Source organism: Mesorhizobium sp. P2_E10 (assembly GCF_056404235.1).
Genome location: NZ_JBFUEK010000006.1, coordinates 313,044 through 333,123, shown reverse-complemented (window position 1 = coordinate 333,123; position 20,080 = coordinate 313,044). Strand labels below are relative to the sequence as shown.

General features: G+C 62.1%; 18 protein-coding genes and 1 tRNA gene. 7 read left to right on the top strand and 12 right to left on the bottom strand.

The annotated features are described in order from the left end of the window. Positions 1–2: 2 nt before the first annotated feature. A complete protein-coding gene (locus tag AC1D0N_RS18820; RefSeq protein WP_477246466.1) occupies positions 3–1,280 on the top strand; it encodes a L,D-transpeptidase family protein in 1,278 nt (425 codons plus the stop codon). Positions 1,281–1,290: 10 nt separating this feature from the next. Beyond that, on the top strand, positions 1,291–1,533 hold the full coding sequence (locus tag AC1D0N_RS18815; RefSeq protein WP_477246464.1) for a sulfurtransferase TusA family protein: 243 nt from the start codon (positions 1,291–1,293) through the stop codon (positions 1,531–1,533). A gap of 3 nt (positions 1,534–1,536) precedes the next feature. Here AC1D0N_RS18815 and AC1D0N_RS18810 read toward each other — a convergent pair whose 3' ends face one another. Together AC1D0N_RS18810 and AC1D0N_RS18805 are read right to left on the bottom strand one after the other, a co-directional pair. After that, on the bottom strand, positions 1,537–2,649 hold the full coding sequence (locus AC1D0N_RS18810; RefSeq protein WP_477246462.1) for a CobW family GTP-binding protein: 1,113 nt from the start codon (positions 2,647–2,649) through the stop codon (positions 1,537–1,539). 4 nt (positions 2,650–2,653) lie between these two features. Beyond that, positions 2,654–3,832 (bottom strand): D-alanyl-D-alanine carboxypeptidase family protein, encoded by a 1,179-nt coding sequence (locus tag AC1D0N_RS18805; RefSeq protein WP_477246460.1) that lies wholly within the window; start codon positions 3,830–3,832, stop codon positions 2,654–2,656. A gap of 217 nt (positions 3,833–4,049) precedes the next feature. Here AC1D0N_RS18805 and AC1D0N_RS18800 point away from each other — a divergent pair, with 217 nt between their 5' ends. Beyond that, the gene (locus tag AC1D0N_RS18800; RefSeq protein WP_477246458.1) at positions 4,050–5,213 is read left to right on the top strand and encodes a M20 aminoacylase family protein; all 1,164 of its coding nucleotides are present in this window, start codon (positions 4,050–4,052) and stop codon (positions 5,211–5,213) included. 187 nt (positions 5,214–5,400) lie between these two features. Next, positions 5,401–5,477, top strand: a tRNA-Arg gene (locus tag AC1D0N_RS18795). 275 nt (positions 5,478–5,752) lie between these two features. Here AC1D0N_RS18795 and AC1D0N_RS18790 read toward each other — a convergent pair. From AC1D0N_RS18790 to AC1D0N_RS18775, 4 genes are all read right to left on the bottom strand, one after another. Then, positions 5,753–6,640: a MurR/RpiR family transcriptional regulator gene (locus AC1D0N_RS18790; protein ID WP_477246457.1), complete on the bottom strand. Its 888-nt coding sequence runs from the start codon at positions 6,638–6,640 to the stop codon at positions 5,753–5,755. 197 nt (positions 6,641–6,837) lie between these two features. Then, entirely contained in the window at positions 6,838–7,119 is a 282-nt protein-coding gene (locus AC1D0N_RS18785; RefSeq protein WP_477246455.1) for a hypothetical protein, read from the bottom strand. 250 nt (positions 7,120–7,369) lie between these two features. After that, positions 7,370–7,648 carry a DUF5681 domain-containing protein gene (locus AC1D0N_RS18780; protein ID WP_477246454.1) on the bottom strand — a complete coding sequence of 93 codons (279 nt, stop codon included), beginning with the start codon at positions 7,646–7,648 and terminating at the stop codon, positions 7,370–7,372. Then, a complete protein-coding gene (locus AC1D0N_RS18775) occupies positions 7,632–7,946 on the bottom strand; it encodes a DNA methyltransferase (RefSeq protein WP_477246627.1) in 315 nt (104 codons plus the stop codon). Before AC1D0N_RS18775 ends, AC1D0N_RS18780 begins: the two co-directional genes overlap by 17 nt. A 376-nt stretch (positions 7,947–8,322) precedes the next feature. Between AC1D0N_RS18775 and AC1D0N_RS18770 the strand changes: the two genes are divergently transcribed. Further along, on the top strand, positions 8,323–9,210 hold the full coding sequence (locus AC1D0N_RS18770; RefSeq protein WP_477246452.1) for a metal-dependent phosphohydrolase: 888 nt from the start codon (positions 8,323–8,325) through the stop codon (positions 9,208–9,210). Positions 9,211–9,231: 21 nt separating this feature from the next. Here the strand turns inward: AC1D0N_RS18770 and AC1D0N_RS18765 are convergent, their stop codons facing one another. The 6 genes from AC1D0N_RS18765 to AC1D0N_RS18740 form a co-directional block, all read right to left on the bottom strand. Then, on the bottom strand, positions 9,232–10,218 hold the full coding sequence (locus AC1D0N_RS18765; RefSeq protein WP_477246450.1) for a methyltransferase: 987 nt from the start codon (positions 10,216–10,218) through the stop codon (positions 9,232–9,234). Positions 10,219–10,342: 124 nt separating this feature from the next. Then, on the bottom strand, positions 10,343–11,164 hold the full coding sequence (locus AC1D0N_RS18760) for a M15 family metallopeptidase (RefSeq protein WP_477246448.1): 822 nt from the start codon (positions 11,162–11,164) through the stop codon (positions 10,343–10,345). 85 nt (positions 11,165–11,249) lie between these two features. Next, complete coding sequence (chrA, locus tag AC1D0N_RS18755) at positions 11,250–12,638, bottom strand: chromate efflux transporter (RefSeq protein WP_477246446.1); 1,389 nt, start codon at positions 12,636–12,638, stop codon at positions 11,250–11,252. Beyond that, on the bottom strand, positions 12,635–13,453 hold the full coding sequence (locus AC1D0N_RS18750; RefSeq protein ID WP_477246444.1) for a chromate resistance protein ChrB domain-containing protein: 819 nt from the start codon (positions 13,451–13,453) through the stop codon (positions 12,635–12,637). The genes chrA and AC1D0N_RS18750 overlap by 4 nt, the downstream gene beginning before the upstream one ends. Before the next feature lie 163 nt (positions 13,454–13,616). Further along, positions 13,617–14,405 (bottom strand): 3-hydroxybutyrate dehydrogenase, encoded by a 789-nt coding sequence (locus AC1D0N_RS18745; RefSeq protein ID WP_477246442.1) that lies wholly within the window; start codon positions 14,403–14,405, stop codon positions 13,617–13,619. A 506-nt stretch (positions 14,406–14,911) separates the two neighbouring features. After that, on the bottom strand, positions 14,912–15,448 hold the full coding sequence (locus AC1D0N_RS18740) for a TetR/AcrR family transcriptional regulator (RefSeq protein WP_477246440.1): 537 nt from the start codon (positions 15,446–15,448) through the stop codon (positions 14,912–14,914). 148 nt (positions 15,449–15,596) lie between these two features. On the opposite strand from AC1D0N_RS18740, the gene AC1D0N_RS18735 reads away from it, so the two are divergent. Continuing rightward, the gene (locus AC1D0N_RS18735; RefSeq protein WP_477246438.1) at positions 15,597–16,904 is read left to right on the top strand and encodes an efflux RND transporter periplasmic adaptor subunit; all 1,308 of its coding nucleotides are present in this window, start codon (positions 15,597–15,599) and stop codon (positions 16,902–16,904) included. Beyond that, positions 16,904–19,987: an efflux RND transporter permease subunit gene (locus tag AC1D0N_RS18730; RefSeq protein ID WP_477246436.1), complete on the top strand. Its 3,084-nt coding sequence runs from the start codon at positions 16,904–16,906 to the stop codon at positions 19,985–19,987. The genes AC1D0N_RS18735 and AC1D0N_RS18730 overlap by 1 nt, the downstream gene beginning before the upstream one ends. The last annotated feature ends 93 nt before the right edge of the window (positions 19,988–20,080 follow it).

Genomic DNA, 20,080 nt, shown 5'->3' with positions numbered 1-20,080 from the left:
CCATGTTCGCCAAGCTTGCCCGCACCGGACTTCTGATCGCCGCCCTCGGCGTCGCCGGCTGCAATGATTCGTCGATGAAGGACTTTGCTCCGGAAGCCAACAAGCCGCTGCCGGACAAGATCCTCGCCGACATGCAGGCCAAGGGCATGGTCCGCACCTCGTCGGTGATGGCCCGCATCTTCAAGGAAGAGGGCAAGCTCGAAATCTGGAAGGCCAAGACCAACGGCCGTTACGAGATGGTCGCCAGCTACGACATCTGCAAATGGTCAGGCAAGCTCGGGCCGAAATACACTGAGGGCGATCGCCAGGCGCCGGAAGGCTTCTATACGGTTCGCCCGTCGCAGATGAATCCGCGCTCGAACTATCATCTGTCCTTCAACATCGGCTATCCCAATGCCTATGACCGTGCCAATGGCCGCACCGGCGCCAATCTTATGGTGCACGGCGCCTGCTCGTCGTCTGGCTGTTATTCGATGACAGATCCGCAGATCGAGCAGATCTACGCCTTCGGCCGTGACGCCTTCCAGGGCGGCCAGACCGAGTTCCAGATCCAGGCCTTTCCGTTCCGCATGACCGCCGCCAACATGGCGCGCTATCGCAACGACCCGAACTACGACTTCTGGAAAATGCTGAAGGTCGGCTACGACAATTTCGAGATCACCAAGGTGCCGCCGAAGGTCGACGTCTGTGAGAAGCGCTATGTCTTCAACCAGGTTGCGCCCGAAGGCACCACCTTCGATCCGACCGGCGCCTGTCCTGCCACCACCCAGCCGGATTCGCTGAAGAGCGCCTACAATGCCTACCAGAGCACCTACGACGCAGCCTTCAGCGGCGCGGTCAAGGCCTCGGTGCCGGCACCCAAGCCGACCATCGCCGGCGTCAAGGAAGCCAGCATCGTTTCCGACTGGTCGAAGCGCCGGGCGCGCGGCGAACGCGTGCCGATCGACCCGCCGTCGCTCAACTCGGACGGCTCGGTGACGGAGACGGCGCGCATGGGCCGCATCGATTCCCCGGCCGGCCGCAAGATGGCAGCGCTCGACGCGGCAAAGGCCGCCAAGCAGAAGGCCGAGGAACAACGGCTTGCGGCCATAGAAGAAGCGAAGGCTGCAAAAGCCGCAGCCAAGGCCCAGGCGCTCGCCGAGGCGGAAACCGCCAAGCAGGCTGCCCAGCAGCCGGTCACCACCGCGGGCGTCGAGCCGGCGGAAACGCAGGCCGCGAGCGCCGACGAAGGCACGGTGAGCAAATTGAAGAAGAAGCTTCTCGGCATGTTCGGCGGCTGAGGTTTCGGCCTTGCCCAAGCGCGCTGCCGTTTATGATCTCAAGGGTCTGAACTGTCCCCTGCCCGTACTCAAGGCCAAGAAACGGTTGGCTGCCATGAAACCGGGCAGCCGGCTCTGGCTGGAGACCACCGACCCGCTTGCCGTCATCGACATCCCGGCTTTCTGCTCGGAAGACGGCCATCAGCTGATTGAAACGGCGGCGATGTCCGGCGGCCACTGCTTTCTGGTCGAGCGCGGCGAACCGCGCGCTTAAGGATCAACGCCCGGCGATGGCCAGCGGGTTGTTTTCCAGCGCCGCACGGTCCGGCGTGTCGATAGACGGCCGGTTGGTGAAGGCGGCAAACAGCCGGCGGACATAGTCTTCCGGCATGTCGAGCGTGATCAGCACCAGCCTTGTGCCACGCTGGCCGTCCGGCCAGGACGCCAGTTGCACCGGCGGATGCAGGATTTTCTGCACGCCATGAATGACCAGCGGCCGCGACGGGTCTTCTGCGAGCTCGATGACGCCTTTCATGCGCAGCAGGCGTTCGCCATGCGCCGAGCGCAGCAGGTCGAGGAACATCTCGATCGTCGAAAACGGCACCGGTCTGTCATGGACGAGCGAATAGGAGCGCACGCGCGAATCGTGCCGATGGTGGTCGTGGTCATGGCCGTGATCGCCGTGGCGGTGATGGTGGTCGCCATGGTCATGGCCGGCTTCTTCGCCCAGCCAGCGCCGCACATCGGCGGATTTGGTGGCCGGATTGTAGAGGCCGCAGTCAAACAGCGCCGCCACGCCGGTCATTCTGTCGCCGGCATCGAGCACCATTGCCCCCGGATTGATCTGCCGCAGCCGGGTCCGCAACGCCTCGACATCGCCGGGGTCGGTGGCCAGATCGGCCTTGGTCAACACGATGCGGTCGGCCACCGCCACCTGCTTCACCGCCTCGACATGGGCATCGAGAGTAGCGTTGCCGTTGACGGCGTCGACCAGCGTGATGACACCGTCGAGCCGGAAAGCCTGGACAAGGGCTGGATGGGCCATGATCGACTGCAGCACCGGCGCCGGATCGGCGAGCCCCGTGGTTTCGACGACGACGCGGGCAAGCCGGGCAATGCGGCCGGTCTGCAGCCGGTCGACGAGATCGGCCAGCGTGTCGACCAGTTCGCCGCGCACCGTGCAGCACAGGCAGCCATCTGACAGCTGGATGATGCCGTCAGAGGCCTGCTCGACCAGCAGATGGTCGATCGCCACCTCACCGAATTCGTTGATGATGACCGCGGTGTCGGTGAGTGCGGGGTCTTTGAGCAGCCGGTTGAGCAGCGTCGTCTTGCCGGCGCCGAGGAAACCGGTGAGCACCGAGACGGGAATGGGAAAGCCGCTGCCCATCGGGCTAGTTCGCGACCTTGACCGGCTGGTCGCCCTGGGCTGCAGCGGCGGAACCCGACGCTGTCGGCTCGCCGCCGATCGGCGGCGGCACATCGGGCCGCCATGTCGGCAGCGGCACATCGGCAAACTCCTGGCCACCCTGGTCGAGCATGGCCTTCGGCGCCGGCCCGGTGGCGCCGCCGAGGCCGACGGCAACCAGTGTCGGCACATGGTCGAGCTTTTCCTGATAGGGCGATTTGGGCACGTCCTTGTCTTTTTCGGCCACCGGCGGTGCGGCCTCGGACTGTTCTTGGGGAGCCTTCTTCTTGCAGATCTCGTCATGCAGATCGTTGGCCGACACGGCATCGCCATAGGAAGGCAGGGCTGCGACCGTGACCCAATTCGGTGCCGGTGTTGCAAAGCCCTGATCGAGCAGTTTGGCGGCGGTCTCCGCACGGCTGACCGCCGATTTTTCGCCAAGCACCACGGCAACCAGCGTGCGCCCGTTGCGCGTTGCCGAGCCGATCATGTTGAAGCCCGAAGAGCAGACGAAACCCGTCTTCATGCCATCGGCGCCCGGATAGCGGCCGATCAAGAGATTGTAGTTCGGCAGCGTCTTCTTGCCGACGGCAAGACCCTCGATCGAGAACCAGGGGGCGTATTGCGGGAATTCGCTGCGGATCGCCATCACCAGCAAGGCAAGATCGCGCGCCGTCGTATACTGGTCCGGTGAATAGAGCCCGTTCGGATTGACGAAATGCGTCCCGGTCATGCCGAGCCGCTGCGCCTCGGCATTCATGCGTACGGCAAACGCGTCCTGCGAACCGCCGATATTCTCGCCGACAGCCATGGCGATGTCATTGGCCGATTTGACCAGCATCATCTTCAGCGCGTTGTCGAGCCGCATCACCGAGCCCGGCTTGAAGCCCATCTTGCTCGGTGGCTCGCCGGCGGAATGTTTTGTGACCTTGATCGGCGAATCGAGCTGGACCTCGCCGGCCGCGATGGCGCGGAATGCCACATAGGCGGTCATCAGCTTGGTCAGGGAGGCCGGATACCAGCGCCTGAAAGCATCCTGGTGCTGAAGAATCTTGCCGCTTTTCAGGTCGAACAGGATCGACGGATTGGCCAGAGCCGGTCCGGCCAGCACGGGCAGCGCCACGGCGCCCGCCAGCAATAATGTGAGGAAATGCCTGTGCCGCATGATCGAATCCGAAATCGCCTCTTGCCGTAGTCGCTTCTGGCTCCGTAAGGTTTCATTACGCAATGGCCAGCACAATGCGGTCCGACCCTCATCCTCGAACCACATTGCTTGCGGTGCTATTTACCCTATGTGACGTCAACATGGCAAAGTGCCTGACAATCACAATTGCAATGCAGCAGGCCGAAGCCGTCTGCTCCAACAGCGAGATGGAACCTTTATGCCGATCCTGAACCGCGCCGCCGAGATGCAGGATGAGGTCGCCGGCTGGCGACGCCATTTGCATCAGACGCCAGAACTGAATTTCGACGTCTTCAAGACCGCCGCCTTCGTCACCGAGAAACTGAAGGAATTCGGCTGCGATGACGTGGTGACGGGGCTCGGCAAGACCGGCATCGTCGGCGTCATCCACGGCCGCAAGGGGCAAGGCACAACCGTTGGCCTGCGCGCCGACATGGACGCACTGCCGATCAACGAGATCACCGGCAAACCTTACGCCTCGACGGTTCCCGGCAAGATGCACGCCTGCGGCCATGACGGTCACACGGCCATGCTGCTGGGGGCCGCCAAATATCTGGCGGAGACGCGCAATTTCGCCGGCTCCGTGGCGGTGATCTTCCAGCCGGCCGAGGAAGGCGGCGGCGGCGGCAACGAAATGGTCAAGGACGGCATGATGGAGCGCTTCGGCATCTCCAGGGTGTTTGGCATGCACAACATGCCGGGCCTGGCGGTCGGCGAGTTCGCCATCCGGCCAGGCCCGATCATGGCGGCGACCGCCGAGTTCACCATTACCGTCAAGGGCCGCGGCGGCCATGCCGCGATGCCGCATGGCACGATCGATCCGATCGTCATCACCAGCCAGCTTGTCGGCGCCTTGCAGACCATTGCCTCGCGCAGCATCGATCCGGTCGAGGCTGTGGTGGTGTCGGTGACCAAATTCCACGCCGGCGACGCCTACAATGTCATTCCCGAGACCGCCGAGATCGCCGGCACGGTGCGCACGCTGAAGAAGGACATCGCCAGGAAGGCGGAGGAGCGCATCCGCACCATCTGCGACGGGCTGGCGACGGCCTTCGGGGTGACGATCAAGGTCGATTACGACGCCAACTATCCCGTGACCTTCAACCACGCGGAAGAGACGGTCTTTGCCGGCGATATCGCCGCCAACGTCGCCGGCGACGCCCAGGTGCACCGCGCCATCCAGCCGGTAATGGGCGGCGAGGACTTCTCCTACATGCTGGAAGCGCGGCCCGGCGCCTTCATCTTCATCGGCAATGGCGACAGCGCGGGTCTCCACCACCCGGCCTACGACTTCAACGACGAGGTGATCCCGCACGGCATGAGCTATTGGGTGAAGCTGGCGGAAACGGCGCTGGCCGCCTGACGAAATTGACGCCGGGCCGCGTAAGCGGCACCGGAGTTTTTGGCCCTTGGTGCGATCGGATCTAGGGCTGGCTGCAACCGGGCAGGCTTGGAATTCAAGACCGCGCCATGGTGTGAAATAGCCGTGTGGCGGGCATCAACCTGCCTCTTGGCGAAACGGCCCGAAGCGTCTATGTGTCGGGCCGCGTGGTCCCGTAGCTCAGTAGGATAGAGCGGCAGATTCCTAATCTGTAGGTCACAGGTTCGATTCCTGTCGGGATCACCAACAATTTCAAGCACTTAGCGAAATTGTTCCCGTACTTTTTTGGGAGATCTTTTCCAAATTGGTACGGAGAATTTCGTAGATCTTCAAACTTTGGGTACGCCTGCCCAGGCCGACATGGCCCAAATCCGCTACGAATCGGGGCGTTAGGAAGCCCAGATTGAGGTAGGTCATCGTCACAGGCGATTGCAGAAACTAACGGCGAGGCGATTGACGTAGAATGGGTTCCAATTGCTGTCGCAGCTACCGAGCGGTGGCCTTCGGGGCCTACTTTGGGATTACGCGCGAACGTATTGCCCGGTGACGGTCGGTATGCGCGGACTGACAGCGTTGTTCTGCAGTCGCGCCGCGAGTGCAACCGTCAGAGCCTGGGCCAGGCACATCGGGGCGGCAAGTGAACGGGAAAATGTATATTCATGCTCCGGTACGGCGAAGAGAACACTGGCGCTCTTGGCCAGCGGAGACAGCGTGCTGTCGGAAATGGCGATGATCGGAACTTCGCTGCGAGCGGCCTCTTCCACGACATTGACCACTTCATTGGCATAGAAGCGAAAGGACACGGCGAACAAGACATCGGTCTTGCGGATCATGCGCGCCATTTGCGTGGCAAGTCCGCCGCCGGGGTCAAGCAGCACGCAACGTTTGCCAAGCATGGTCAAGATATAGCGGAGAAGTTCGACCACAGGCGTCGACCGCAATTGCCCGATGAGGTAGATCGCATCGGTTTTTTCGAGAAGGGTTACGGCCTTGGCCAGGTCTTCGGGCGGTATCTGCGTCAGCATGTCCTGCAGCGAGGCAATGTCGCGGACCACGAGGTCGCGCATGAATCCGACTTCGCTTCGGTCTGTTCGCGCTCCCAATTCGCCTTCCAGCGCCTTGATGCGGGCCTCGAAGCCGGGCGCCGCGGTCGACAGACGCTTCTGAAAAAGGGACTGGAGCTCCTTGAAGCCTTCATAGCCGAGCGCCTGCGCAAAGCGCACGAAGCTCGAGGCATGCACTCCGCTGCTATCCCCAATCGCATTCACCGACCTGACAGCGACGTCGTTAGGATTCTGGGTGAGATAGAGCGCGATCTTCTGGTAGGATTTGCTCATTTCATCGTAGCGATCGTGGATGAGCCGGATCAGCTCTTCATAGTCACGCGGCGCTTCAGTGGTCGGCTTCATGTTGCACTCTTTCGCAATATTCATTGCACAATGACGCGTCTGCGTCGATTCCGCTAGTGAAATCAGTAGCAACGGAAAACCGGCCCCTTCGCAGCCAAATCGTCCTGGCCAAGGAGGATAAAGGGCCGGTCTTTGGGCTCAGTCCGACGCCTACGAGGCGCCGGGGAACCTAATTCGGCCGCGCTGACCGGCACCACTCAACAATAGATACCTTTCCGCTCGGCCAAGATCGAACCCATCAACGCTCTAAAGTGAGCCACCCGCTCGGCCCCGTGGTTTTGGATAGTGTCAGTAATCTCCTGCAACGATGCGCCGGCGATATCGATCGCACTCGATGCGACTTTGAGCGCCAACTCCTGCAGCGCGACAAACGTTGGCAGCACCATCGTCAGGTCGGCTGAGACAAAGCCACGCGGTTTCGGTTTTCCAAGTTTGCGCCAATCGGCATGAAGCTGTTTCAGGAGTTCGCGCTTCGTCATGCGCTCAAAGCGCATTTGCAGTCGGAATATAGCACTGTCCGAATGCTTGATTGCCGGCTCGGGCAGGCCGTTGCGGCGCGCGTGCGCGATCTGCTCTGAAAACGTCTCTTTGTAGGAAGTCCAGAACTCTATTTTTTCGGTGACTTCGCGAGCGTGCGCCTGTTCGGCTGTCCGAATAAGGTCAAGACCAACTCCTGCAAATCGCGCGTTGCCTTTAAGACCATATGTTATGAGAGCTTCGACCAGCGCTTCATGGGGCAGACACCTCCTTAACCCGCTCTCCCTCTCGGACTCTGATCTTCTTCCTGCCCGCGCGTAGGGTTGCCGCGAGAACCGGTTGATCAGAGAAGGAAAGGTCTGTTGGCGATCCCCGCGGACGACCGCGAGGATTGCCCGACTGGCCCTTCTTGAAACGGTTTTGCCTAGGCGGCTGACCGTATCCGGTGGCTGAAACGACTTCGCTTCGGATGTTGGCGGCTGCCTCGTCGCTGAGCCGCCTTTGCTTTCTATCTTCATCTTGCGCTGACATTAGCGCTTCCTTTTGGTGGCTGAGTTGCAGGCGACACGCCGCTCCTCAGCAACAGATTCGAATGACTGGCTCGTGGCGACGAGCGTGGCGCTCTTCCCGTATACGTTTGCCAGCGCGTAATAATGGTGTCGCAATAGGCGGGATCGTATTCGATGAGCTTGGCCCGTCGTCCGCAGCTCTCCGCTGCAATCAACGTACTGCCAGACCCACCAAACAGGTCGAGCACAATATCATTGCGCCGCGAACAGTCCTTGATAGCGTCGGCGACCAACGCGACTGGCTTTACAGTCGGATGCATGGAAAGTTCGTCCAAGCGATTGGCGCCCAGGCGCTGCTGATGCCGGCATTCGCCCGTGACGGCTCGGTTCACCACTCAGTCACTGCAGAAACAGCCCATCGGCCGGCTCGAAATTCGGTTGACTTATCCAAGGGTTAGCCGCAGCAGTCTCCGCAAAGTAGGGCTGAGCCGCGCAACCCGTCTCTGTTTCCGCCGAGTTTCCAAGGCCCGTCTCTGTGACCGGCTTTCCGTGCCCTATTGTGCGACCGCAGCAACATTCGGTAGTCGCCGCTGCGTTGGGGGCCTTGGTCCTAAGATAATATCTACGCCGGAACCGTGCTAGGATGGCCGCCGCCGCGCGACTTGTCGTACTTCAACGCGCTCAGGAGCGATTGTCATGCTCAATCCAATCTCCATCATGGCCGACCGGCTCGGCGACCATCTGTCAGAACTCTATCTCCAGTATTTCTCGCATCGCAATCCGGAATATGCGAGCTACATAGGCGGGGCGGCCCGCCTTGTCTTGGAGCGCATCGGCAATTCGAACGCCCTCTATCACAACATCGAGCACACGCTGATGGTTACGCTCGCTGGCCAGCAGATCATCCGCGGCCGGCTGCTTTCGGAATCGCTGACCCCCGATGACTGGCTGCATTATACCTGCGCGCTGCTTGTCCACGACATTGGCATGGTGCACGGCGTGTGCCATGGCGACACCGACGACAGCTTCGTCATCAACGAGGCCGGCGACCGCTATACGCCACCGCGCGGCGCCTCCGACGCGGTGCTTGCGCCCTATCATATCGAGCGCGCCAAGATCTATGCGCGCCAACGTTTTGCTTCCTCGAAGTTCATCAACGAGGAGCGCATTGTCGAGGCGATCGAGATGACGCGCTTTCCGGTGCCGAACGATCCGGCCTACCAGGTCACCAACACCGAGCCGGCGCTGGTCAGGGCCGCGGATCTGATCGGCCAACTCGCTGATCCCTTCTACCACCGCAAGCTGCCGGCGCTGTTTGCCGAGTTCTCTGAGACCGGGATGGTGGAAAAGCTCGGCTGCAAGACCGCCGCCGATCTCGGCGCCATCTTCACCGATTTCTTCACGCTGAAGGTCGAGCCCTATATCGGCGACGCGATCCGCTATCTGGAGCTGACGACCGAAGGCAAGCAGTGGGTCGCCAACCTCCACAGCAACCTCTTCCAGTCCGGGCTCCGCCCGGCCAGGATCGGGCCGTTCCCCGGCCTGTTGCAGCCGACCTCGGCGAGCCTTTCGGTGGTAACTTAAGAGCCGGGATTTCAGCCACGATCAGCCCGTGAGGCGCGCACGAAACAACGTGCAGCCGTCCGTCAGGCGCGACCTGGAGATATCCTGGAATCCGGCCTCGGTCATCCACGCGCGATACTGACCTTCCGTGTACGATTCGCCGTGACGATAGAGGTTCAAGAAGGTGAGATTGAGAAACACACCCTCGGGCGGGCCGAGGCGGTCGTCATCGACGACACCCCACCCGGCAATTGCGATCTCGCCTCCCGGTGTGAGGCAACGCGCCGCGTTCAGGATCGAACTGCGCGCCTGGTCCGGCGGCAGGACCTGGACGACGGCCTTGAGGATCGCCAGATCGTGCCTACCGACCGATGGGGCGACAGTTATGTCGCCCTCTTCGACAACCACGTCGTCGGCACCGTATTCGGACAGGATCGCTGGCGCGACCGATGCGACCGTCGGCAGTTCCATCAGCGTCGCCGCCATATGCGGCCACTGCTCGCGAAGTCCGACGAGAATGGTCCCGGCGCCCCCGCCGATGTCGATCACCGAACCGGTCGCCGAGAGGTCCATCTCCTGGGCCAGATTTCGGCCGAAAATCACCCCGCCCGGCGCCAGCATCCGGCTGAAGGCCGCCGCGGACTCAGGCCCCGCTTCGGAAAAGTCGTGCAGCGCGGCCGGCCGGTTCTGCCGCAGGGACTCTGCGGTCAAAAGGTCGGCTCCCCAGAGCTCGCGCAGGAGCGCATGATCGCCGCCGCGATAGGTCGGCTTGGACGCGTCGAGAAACTCCGACGCTTCGGCTCCGTTGCGAAATTGACCATCCTCGACTTCGAGGAGACCGATGCTGGCGAGCGCGTAGAGGAGCCGCGACAGACGATCGGGCTCGACTTCGAGCGCGGCCCCAAGGCTGTCAGCAGCCGCAGCATTGCCACCGAGCCGGGTGAAGATGCCAAGGTCCAATCCGGCGCGAAGCGCCAGGGCGGGGGGCACCGCTGCGATCAGCTTGTCGATCCGATCGGAATCCACCACGTCTCATCCCCTTCCGCAATCCAGGCCGACTTTGAAGCAGTTTGGAAGATCGGATTCAACTGGGAGGCGCGCTTTCCTCACGCAGGCAGAAATCCGCGCCCGGAAACGCCGACCTCAATCCCGGTCAGCCGGATTTCTTGTACAACAGCAATTCCGGGCGGTACTCAAAGTGCATCGTATCGTAGTGATACCAGCGCCCACCCCAGATAAACCCTTGTTTCTCAAACAGCTCGACAACCGGCAGCGGGATACGATTCTTGAACGGAATGTGTGCCTTCGGATCCTTCTTGTTTCGGTTGTTGTACCAATAGTCGGAGAAACCGACATTGATGTCGAAAGCTGCCCCGAAAGAGTGGACGCTCAGTCGATTGGTGCCGGCGATCGGCCGCCATACAAAACCGCCGCCTGGCATGAGCCCGTAGCGGCTTAGCTCTGCGGGCATGGCCTCAAGCGCGTCGGAGACCTTGCCGAGCCGGTCATCGATGCCAAAAAGCCTGCTAACCTGCACGACCTTCTTGCCAAGTTTTGGCAGCCATTTGACATCGGCGATGTGCTTGCCCACCGCGGCAGCGCTACCGCCGTAGAGCTTCTCGAAGAAGGCCTGGTTGCGGATACGACCGGGATCGCAATCATCCGCCGGGATCAGGGCTCCCGCACTGGCCGGCGGATAGGCGTAGTGAAACATGTCTTCGATGTCGGGGGCGTCCAGCAGCGCGTCGGCGTCGCGCGTCTTGCCGTCATCCCACACCATCGTGGTGCCGTCGGTCCAGGTCAGCGTGTTGCCCGATATGGTGAAAAGTCCCGGATAGGCCTTGAGCAGGGCCGCCTTGGCGGCAGGCTGGTCCACGCCGTCGCCTGTATCGGCAGCATAGGCGAGCCGCCCATGGCCGCAGATCGCCAACACCATCACCAGCGGCAACAGCATGCGTCCTGGATGGTCGATCATTGTCCTGCCTCCTGGGATAGCCGATCGCTGCTAAAGACGACCTGGTCCGCCGGTTATACTCTGATCCAATCCGATTTGATTGACGTCAAAATATGGCCAGCAACACCAGTCCCGCCAATGCCGATCCGGCTAGCGTCGGCAGCATGCCAATCTTCAATTTCAACATGGCGATCATCGCGGCGGCCGACAGCAGCGCGGCACGCCAGTCGATGGAGGACAGCACCGGGACCTCGGTGCCAAGGCCGATGCTCTGCACCTTGCCGAAGATCACATGCAGCGCGAACCACAAAGCAAGGTTCATCACCACGCCGACCACAGCGGCCGTGATCGCGCTCAAGGCTGCCGAGAGCGCCTTGTTCTCGCGCAACGCTTCGATGTAGGGGGCGCCGAGAAAAATCCAGAAGAAGCACGGCACAAAGGTCACCCAGAGCGTCAGCAGCGCGCCGAGCGATCCGGCGGCGAGTGGGCTCATGGCGCCGGCGTGCCGGTAGGCGGCGACAAAGCCGACGAACTGCAGCACCAGGATGAGCGGCCCTGGCGTCGTCTCGGCTAGGCCAAGGCCATCGGCCATTTCGCCCGGCGCAAGCCAGCCGAACGACGTCACGGCGGCTTGCGCGACATAGGAGAGTGCTGCGTAGGCGCCGCCGAAAGTGACCACCGCCATGAGGCTGAAGAAGGAGCCAAGCTGCGTCCACACGCTGGCAGAGCCGGTCAGCATCCAGATCAGCGCGACCGGCCCGAGCCAGATCGGCAGCCAGGTCGCGATGGTGCGCGGCGCATGCCATTTCGTCGGCCTGGTGTGGGCGAGTTCGCCGCGTTCGAACATCAGGTCGACGGCGCCGCGAACATCGGGCGCGTTGCCCTTGCCGTGCGCGGCGCCGGAAAACGGCACCGGCGCAAAACGGTTGCCGATCCAGCCGGTCAGCCCTGCCGCCAGGATGATCAGCGGAAACGGCAGCTTGACGACATAGATGGCGAGGAAGGCGACCACCGCGATCGCCATCATCACCCGGTTCTTGAGTGCCCGCCGGCCGATACGGATGACCGCTTCGACGACGACCGCGAGCACCGCCGCCTTGACGCCGAAGAACAGCGCTTCAATGACCGGCGCGTCGTTGTAGAGCATGTAGAATGTGCTCAAGGCCAGCATGACCAGGGCACCCGGCAGCACGAACAGAATGCCGGCGACGAGACCGCCGGCGGTCCGATGCAACAGCCAACCGATATAGATGGCGAGCTGTTGCGCCTCCGGACCGGGCAGCAGCATGCAATAGTTGAGCGCATGCAGGAAGCGCTGCTCGCCGATCCAGCGGCGCTCCTCGACCAGTTCCTTGTGCATCAGCGCGATCTGTCCGGCCGGCCCGCCAAAGGAGAGCAGGCCGATCTTGGCCCACAGTTTTGCTGCTTCCCTGAAGGTCGGCGCTTCTGGAATATCGACGGCATGCGCGTCGTTGCCAGCGGCAAGGGCGTTCATGGTGCTTTGCCCCCGCTTGGCCAGTTATGCGTTTCGTCAGTGGCATCGCGGCACCACCGGAAAAACGCATCGTAGAGCAGCATGCCGGCCTCGAGCTGTTCGAGGTCGTCGCGGAACATGCGCGACAGGCCAAGCGAAGCGGCGAGGAAGCCCGCTGCCTGCGGCACGAGATCGAGGCGCGCTGTGTCGGCCGCGCGCACGATCAAAGCGAGGCGGTCGAGCGCTTCGGAGCGAAGCCCGAACTCCTCGATCATCGTGTCGAAGGTGCAGCGTTCGCCGCGATGGCTCCAGAACACATCGTCGATGTCGAAGGGGGTGGCTGCGAAGCGATCGGCAGCGGCCAGCACTTCGGCCGGCTCGACGAACAGGAACACCGCCGAAGGATCGATGAAACGGCGGATCAGCCAGGGGCAGGCAATGCGGTCGACCTTGGGGCGGGCACGCGTCACCCAGACCGTGCGGCCCTTGTCGTCGCGGCGCGGTATCTTGTCGGCCTTGACCAGAAGCCCTTTGGCCGCCAGCCAGGCCTCGAAGCCGCCATCCAGCGATTCCGCCGCGATGCCTTCGTGGCGCAGCCATGCGGCGACGCCTTGCGACAGCTTTTGCCCTTTTTGACAGATGACGACGATTTTGGAACCGGTGAATTCGGCCGCCCAGTTGGACACGGTCTTGAAATCGCGCCGGCATGAAGCCGGCAGCAGGCGCGGGTCGGCATCATAATCATCGTCGATGCGCACATCGACAAGTGTCGGCGCATCCTGCAGGCCGACGAGGCGAGAGAGTTGCGATACGGTGATTGCGGTTGTTGACGGCATGGCGTCCACCTCCTGAAAGTGAGAGTTTGGACGCGATCGTTGGGCTGACGCCTCACGGGGTCGTCGCGAAGGAACCCCTTGCCATGATGCTGGATTGATCCTTCGCGCTTGTCAAGGAAAGAGCTGCACCGGGCAATGCCATCGAGCCCGTCCCTGGGACCGCTTACTGCGCCGTCCAGCCGCCATCCATCGGCAAGGTCGTGCCGGTGATCTGCCTGGCCGCATCCGAGCACAGGAACAGCGCCAGCGCCGCCAGCTCGTCGACGGTGACGAACTCCTTGGTCGGCTGTGCGGCCAGCAGCACATCGTGCTTGACCTGCTCTTCGGTCATGCCGCGTGCCTTCATCGTGTCGGGGATCTGCTTTTCGACCAGCGGCGTCCAGACATAGCCGGGCGCGATCGCGTTGACGGTGACGCCATCCTGCGCGGCCTCCAGCGCCACCGTCTTGGTCAGGCCTGAAATGCCATGCTTGGCCGAGACATAGGCGGACTTGAACGGCGAGGCGACCAGCGCGTGCGCGGAAGCCGTGTTGATGATGCGACCCCATTTGCGCGCCTTCATGCCGGGCAGCGCCGCCTTGATCGCATAGAAGGCCGCCAGCAGATTGATGCGGATGATGGCTTCCCATTTATCGTCGGGAAACTCCTCGATCGGCGCGACATGCTGGATGCCGGCATTGTTGACCAGGATGTCGAGACTGCCGAAGGCGGCCTCGGCCTCGCGCACCATGGTGGTCACCGCGGCGCCGTCCATCATGTTGGCGTCGGAATAGCGGCATTTGACGCCGAAATCCTTCTCGATGCCGGCGCGCTCCTGTTCGATGGCAGCGGCATCGCCGAGCCCATTGATGGTGACGTTGGCACCTTCGCCAGCAAAGGCGCGGGCTATTGCCAGGCCGATACCGCTGGTCGAGCCGGTGACAAGCGCATTCTTCGAAGACAGGGAACCCATGGGAGATCTCGCGACAGGTGGGGAGCTGTTGGCGCACATAGTTTGTGCATTGCAACATAACAATGGCATGACCATATGTCATTGCGATTACAATGTTGTGATCCTTTGCGAGCGCCTTGAAGCTGGCATTGGCGCGGCGTGACATGGCACTGTCATGCTGCCGTGCAACATAATTCTCCTGCACGTCTCGTATGGATCGTTCCTGAACCCGTGGGTGAGAAGCTTGGATATCGCCGATGTCGTGAAGCGCGCCTATGCGATGCCGCTTTGATGTCGGGAGTGCGGTTGAGCGCAAAGGCGGTCGGCACCACGCCGATCAGGATCAGCATGATCAGGCCCATGCCTTTTTGTCCGTCATCGGAGCCATGCGCGAAGCTGACGCCGGTGCAGGTACTCGACGATGAAGCTGATGTGACGGCCGGGCAAACCACGTCTAACGGTTGGGTCCGTTTCGAGCTGCCCTCGCCAGCCCCTCTCTCCTGAACCCGGCACGGCACGTTGACGACCTATCCCGCGATTTGCAGCAGGGACAATACCAGCAGCCGGCGTTCTTCGGTTGAGAGAACATCCGAATCGAACAGGTTCATGCTGCGCAGCCCCTCGATGGCGAGATAGCAGATCAGCAGCGCCTTGATATCAGGCGTCTCCCCCTTCAGCCGCTCGAACAGCTGTCGCTTGAAGGTTTTGATCGGCGTCAGGAAATCGGGATCCTCGGCGATCGCCGAAAAAATCCACGAGGCCGATGGCTGGGGTTTCTCCCACTCATTGGCCGACAGCCTGATATAGACGGCAAGCAGGCTTTCGCCGCTGGCGCCGGCCTTGGCGGTGGTTTCCAGCGCGGCGTCGAACTCATCCAGATAGCCTTGCACCAGCGCCTGCAGCAACTTCGCCTTGGTCGGGAAATTGTACAGCAGGCCGCCTTTCGACACGCCGGCTCGGCTGGCGACCGCATCCAGCGACAGGCTGCCGGGACCGGTAACGCGCGCCACTTCGGCGGCGGCGGCGAGTATCCTGTCGCGCGAATTTGCTCTGCGTGTTTTCATCGATCCGTCCCCCATACATTAGCTTATGCGGAATTGACAAGACCGTCCAGACGGTACAGTAAGATCGCCGTCATTTGAAACCGGGACCTGCCATTGCTAGTGTCCCGAGACCGACCGCTATGTGGGTCGCCGTTCGAGGGGACTGTTTGTGTTCAAGCGCATAATCCAGATAATCGTCATCGCCTTGGTTTTGCTCGTGCTCACGGTCGTGGTTGGCGGGATCGTCGGCTTCAACTTTCTTCGCGACAACGGCATCAAGCAGTATTTCGCCACGATGAAGCCGCCTGCAGCAACTGTATCGACGGTCATCGTCAAGCCGTCGGACTGGACCCCGGGCGTCGAGGCAATCGGCACGGTCAGCGCGGTGCGCGGCGTCGACCTCACTGTCGAAACCGCCGGCATCGTCAAGGAAATCCTGTTTCACGCCAACCAGAAGATTGCCGACGGCGCAACCTTGCTGCAGCTCGACGACGCCGTCGAGCGCGCCGATCTCGAGGCGACCAAGGCGCAGGCCGCATCCGACCAGACGACGCTGCAGCGCGCCCTTGAACTGCAGCGGCGCGGCGTCGGCACCGACGCAACGCTCGACGCGGCGCGGGCAGCGGCATCGGTCTCCGCCTCGCAGGTGAACAAGCTGCAGGCGGTGCTCGACCAGAAGCAATTGACCGCACCTTTCAGCGGCACGGTGGGCATTCCGAAAATCGATCTTGGCCAGTATCTGACGCCCGGCACGGCGGTGGTGACCTTGCAAGACCTGGACACGATGCGGGTCGACTTCTCCGTTCCCGAACAGCAGCTCCCGCTGCTGAAGATCGAGCAAAAGGTGCGACTGGGCATCGGTGGCGGCGACTTGCCCTACGCCGGCAAGATCCGCGGCATCGATCCCAAGATCGACCCCACCAGCCGGCTGGTCACCATCCGGGCGGAGGTCGCTAACACCGAAGGCAAGCTCACCCCCGGCCAGTTTGTGCAGGTACGCGTCGAACTGCCCGAGGAAAACAATGTGCTGGCGCTGCCGCAAACGGCGCTGACGTCCAGCCTCTACGGCGACTTCATCTACGTGGTGCGTCCGGCCAAGGCACCTGAAGGCCAACCTGCCGATGCAGCCAAACCTGCCGATGCAGCCAAGCCTGCCGATGCAGCCAAGCCTACCGATGCGGCCAAGCCCGCTGATGCCGCCAAGCCTGCCGACACTGCCGCGGCAAAACCCGCTGACAAGGCGGCTGCCGACCCGGCTAAACCGGCGGCGGAAGAACAAAAGCCCGAGCTCGTCCTGTCACAGGTGTTCGTCAAGCCTGGCCGCCGCAACGCCGGCATGGTCGAGATCCTTGAAGGTCTGACGGCTGGCGACGAGGTTGTCACCGCCGGCCAGAACCGGCTCTTCAATGGCATGTCCGTTGCTGTCGACAACACCATCGACCCGACCCAATCGGCAAACAAGCAGGCCGCCCAGTAATGAACGTCTCCGACATCTTCATCCGCCGCCCGGTTCTGTCGACGGTTCTGGCTTGCATGATCCTGCTCCTGGGCTTCCAGGGCATTTTCAACCTGTCGATCCGGCAATATCCGAAGGTCGATGAAACGGCCATCACGATCACGACGGCCTATCCGGGTGCTAGCGCCGACCTGATCCAAGGCTTCATTTCGGCGCCTATTGCCCGTGCCGTCGCCTCGACCGAGAACATCGACTACGTCACCTCGTCGAGCCGTCCCTCTTCCAGCACCGTGACGGTGCAGATGAAGCTCGGCTCCAATCCCGATGTCGCGCTGACCGAAGTGCTGTCGAAGGTGCAAGGCGTGCGCGGTACCTTGCCCGATGCGTCCAAGGACCCGGTCATCGTCAAGGGCACCGGCGATCAGTTCGCGATGATGTACATCTCAATGCAGAATCCGAACATGACGAAGGAGCAGTTGACCGAGTATATCGAGCGCGTCATCCGGCCACGCATGTCGACGGTGGAAGGCGTCGCCGACGTGCAGATCTTCGGCGCCCAGGAATATTCGATGCGTGTCTGGATCGACCCGGTCAAGCTCGCCGCGCGCGGCGTGACCGCATCCGAAGTGCTGGCCGCGATCAACAATTCCAATTTCCTTTCGGCTCCCGGCAACACCCAGAACGAATATGTCGTCTCCTCGATAACGGTGCGCTCGACACTGCAGACGCCTGAGGCCTTCGCCGAACTGCCGCTGCGCTCGACGGATGGCAATGTGGTGCGACTGCGCGACGTGGCGCGTGTCGAACTAGCCGCGGCAAGCACCGACACCAGGGTCAGTTTCAACGGCAAGCCCGGCACCTTCCTTGCGATCTTCCCGACACCGGCGGCAAACCCGCTGACGACGGCGGCGGCGATCCACAAGATCGTGCCGCTGATCCAGGACACGCTGCCGCAAGGCATGACGATCGAGATCGTCTACGATTCAACCGAGCAGATCAGCGCCTCGATCTACGAGGTGTTCAAGACCATTGCCGAGGCCGTCGCCATCGTCATCGTCGTCATCCTGCTCTTCCTTGGTTCGTTCCGCTCGGTGATGATGCCGATCGTCACCATTCCGCTGTCGTTGATCGGCGTTTGCTTCCTGCTGTATTCGGTGGGCTATTCGATCAACCTGTTGTCGTTGCTGGCCATGGTGCTGGCGATCGGTCTCGTCGTCGACGACGCCATCGTGGTGGTGGAAAACATCCATCGCCACATGGAAGAAGACCACATGTCGCCGATGCAGGCGGCCTTCAACGGCATGCGGGAAATCTTTTCCGCCATCGTCGCCATGACGGTGACATTGGCCGCCGTGTTCGCACCACTGGCCTTCACCGGCGGCCTGACCGGCGCCCTGTTCCGCGAATTTGCGGTGACGCTTGCCGGCTCGGTGGTGCTTTCGGGTGTCATCGCCGTCACCATCACGCCGATGATGTCGGCGCGCCTGCTGAAAGCCGGGTCACCCGGCCGCTTCCAGCGCATTGTCGACGGCACTTTCGGACGCGTCGAACGCGTCTATGAAAAGGCGGTCACCGGATCTCTGAACTATCGCCCACTGACGCTGATAATCGTCATTGCGCTGGTCGCCGTCACCGGGTTTGCGTTCACCAAAACCTCTAGCGAACTGGCGCCGGAAGAAGATCAGGGCTTCCTGTTGTCGATCGTCAACGCGCCGCGTTATGCGACGTCGGACTATACCGAACTCTACGTCAACCAGATGCTTGGCCTGGTCAAGGACATACCGGAGACGCGGGCGCAGTTCTCGGCAGTCGCGTTTGGCGGCCAGACCAGCGGTGCCTTCGTTGGCTTTGCCTTCAAGGACTGGGCCGAACGCACGCGCAGCTCGAAGGAGATCCAGGCCGACATCCAGGGACGCCTCGCCAAGGTCGCCGGTGTCGAGGCTTTCGTCTTCGCGCCGCCAACGCTGCCTGGCTCCGGTGGCGGTCTGCCGATCACCATGGTGGTGCGTTCGACCGGCAATGCTTCCGATGTTTTCGAGGCAGCCGAGCAGATCAAGAACAAGGCGCAGGCTTCCGGTCGCTTCATTGTTGTGCAGAACTCGATGGCCTACGACGCGCCACAGGTGACGGTAACGATAGACCGTGACCGCGCCGCGGCCCTCAACCTGCCCATCGCCGATATCGGCCGCACGCTGACCTTGCTGGTCGGCGGCGCCGAAGTGGCGCAGTTCGACCGCGATTCAAACAGCTACGATATCATCCCGCAGGTGCCACAAGATTTCCGCGACAATCCTGAAAAGCTGGCAGAATACTTCGTGCGCAGCGTTTCGGGCCAGATGGTGCCGCTCTCGGCCGTGGTCAAGATCTCGACCAACGCCTCGCCGGCCGCGATCGAGCAATTCAACCAGCTGAACTCGGCAACGATTTCCGCGCTGCCGCTGCCCGGCGTCACCACCGGCGACGGGCTCAAGGCCATCGAGGACATCGCCAAGGAGAGCCTGCCCGACACCTTCTTCATCGATTATTCCGGCCAGTCGCGGCAGGAGAAGGAGCAAGGCAGCACCATCCTGATCGCCTTCGCAGCCGCAATCCTCGTCATCTATCTGGTGCTGGCGGCGCAGTTCGAAAGCTTCCGCGATCCGCTGATCATCATGATGGCAGTGCCGCTGTCGATCTTCGGCGCCATCGTGCCGCTCAATCTGGGGCTGGGAACACTCAACATCTACACGCAGGTCGGCCTGATCACGCTGATCGGCCTGATCACAAAGCACGGCATCCTGCTGGTCGAGTTCGCCAACCAGCAGCGCGAGAAGCATGGGATGTCACGCAGGGAAGCGATCATCGCCTCGGCCAAGGTGCGGCTGCGGCCGATCCTGATGACGACGGCGGCGATGGCGCTCGGCGTGGTGCCGCTGATCATCTCCAGTGGTGCTGGTGCCGCGGCGCGCTATTCGATGGGCCTGGTGATCTTCACCGGCATCCTGGTCGGTACCATGTTCACTCTGTTCGTGGTGCCGATGTTCTACACCTTCATCGCAAGCAAGGACCTGCCGCATCATGCCGAAAAGCCGGACCCGAAGCTGATGCCGGTGCCCGTCGACTGAACTGCGAACACCAACGAACAAACAAAAAAAGAGGCCGGACAATTCCGGCCTCTTTCTTTGACTGGATTGATTACCGCGAAGCTCAGTGGAGCT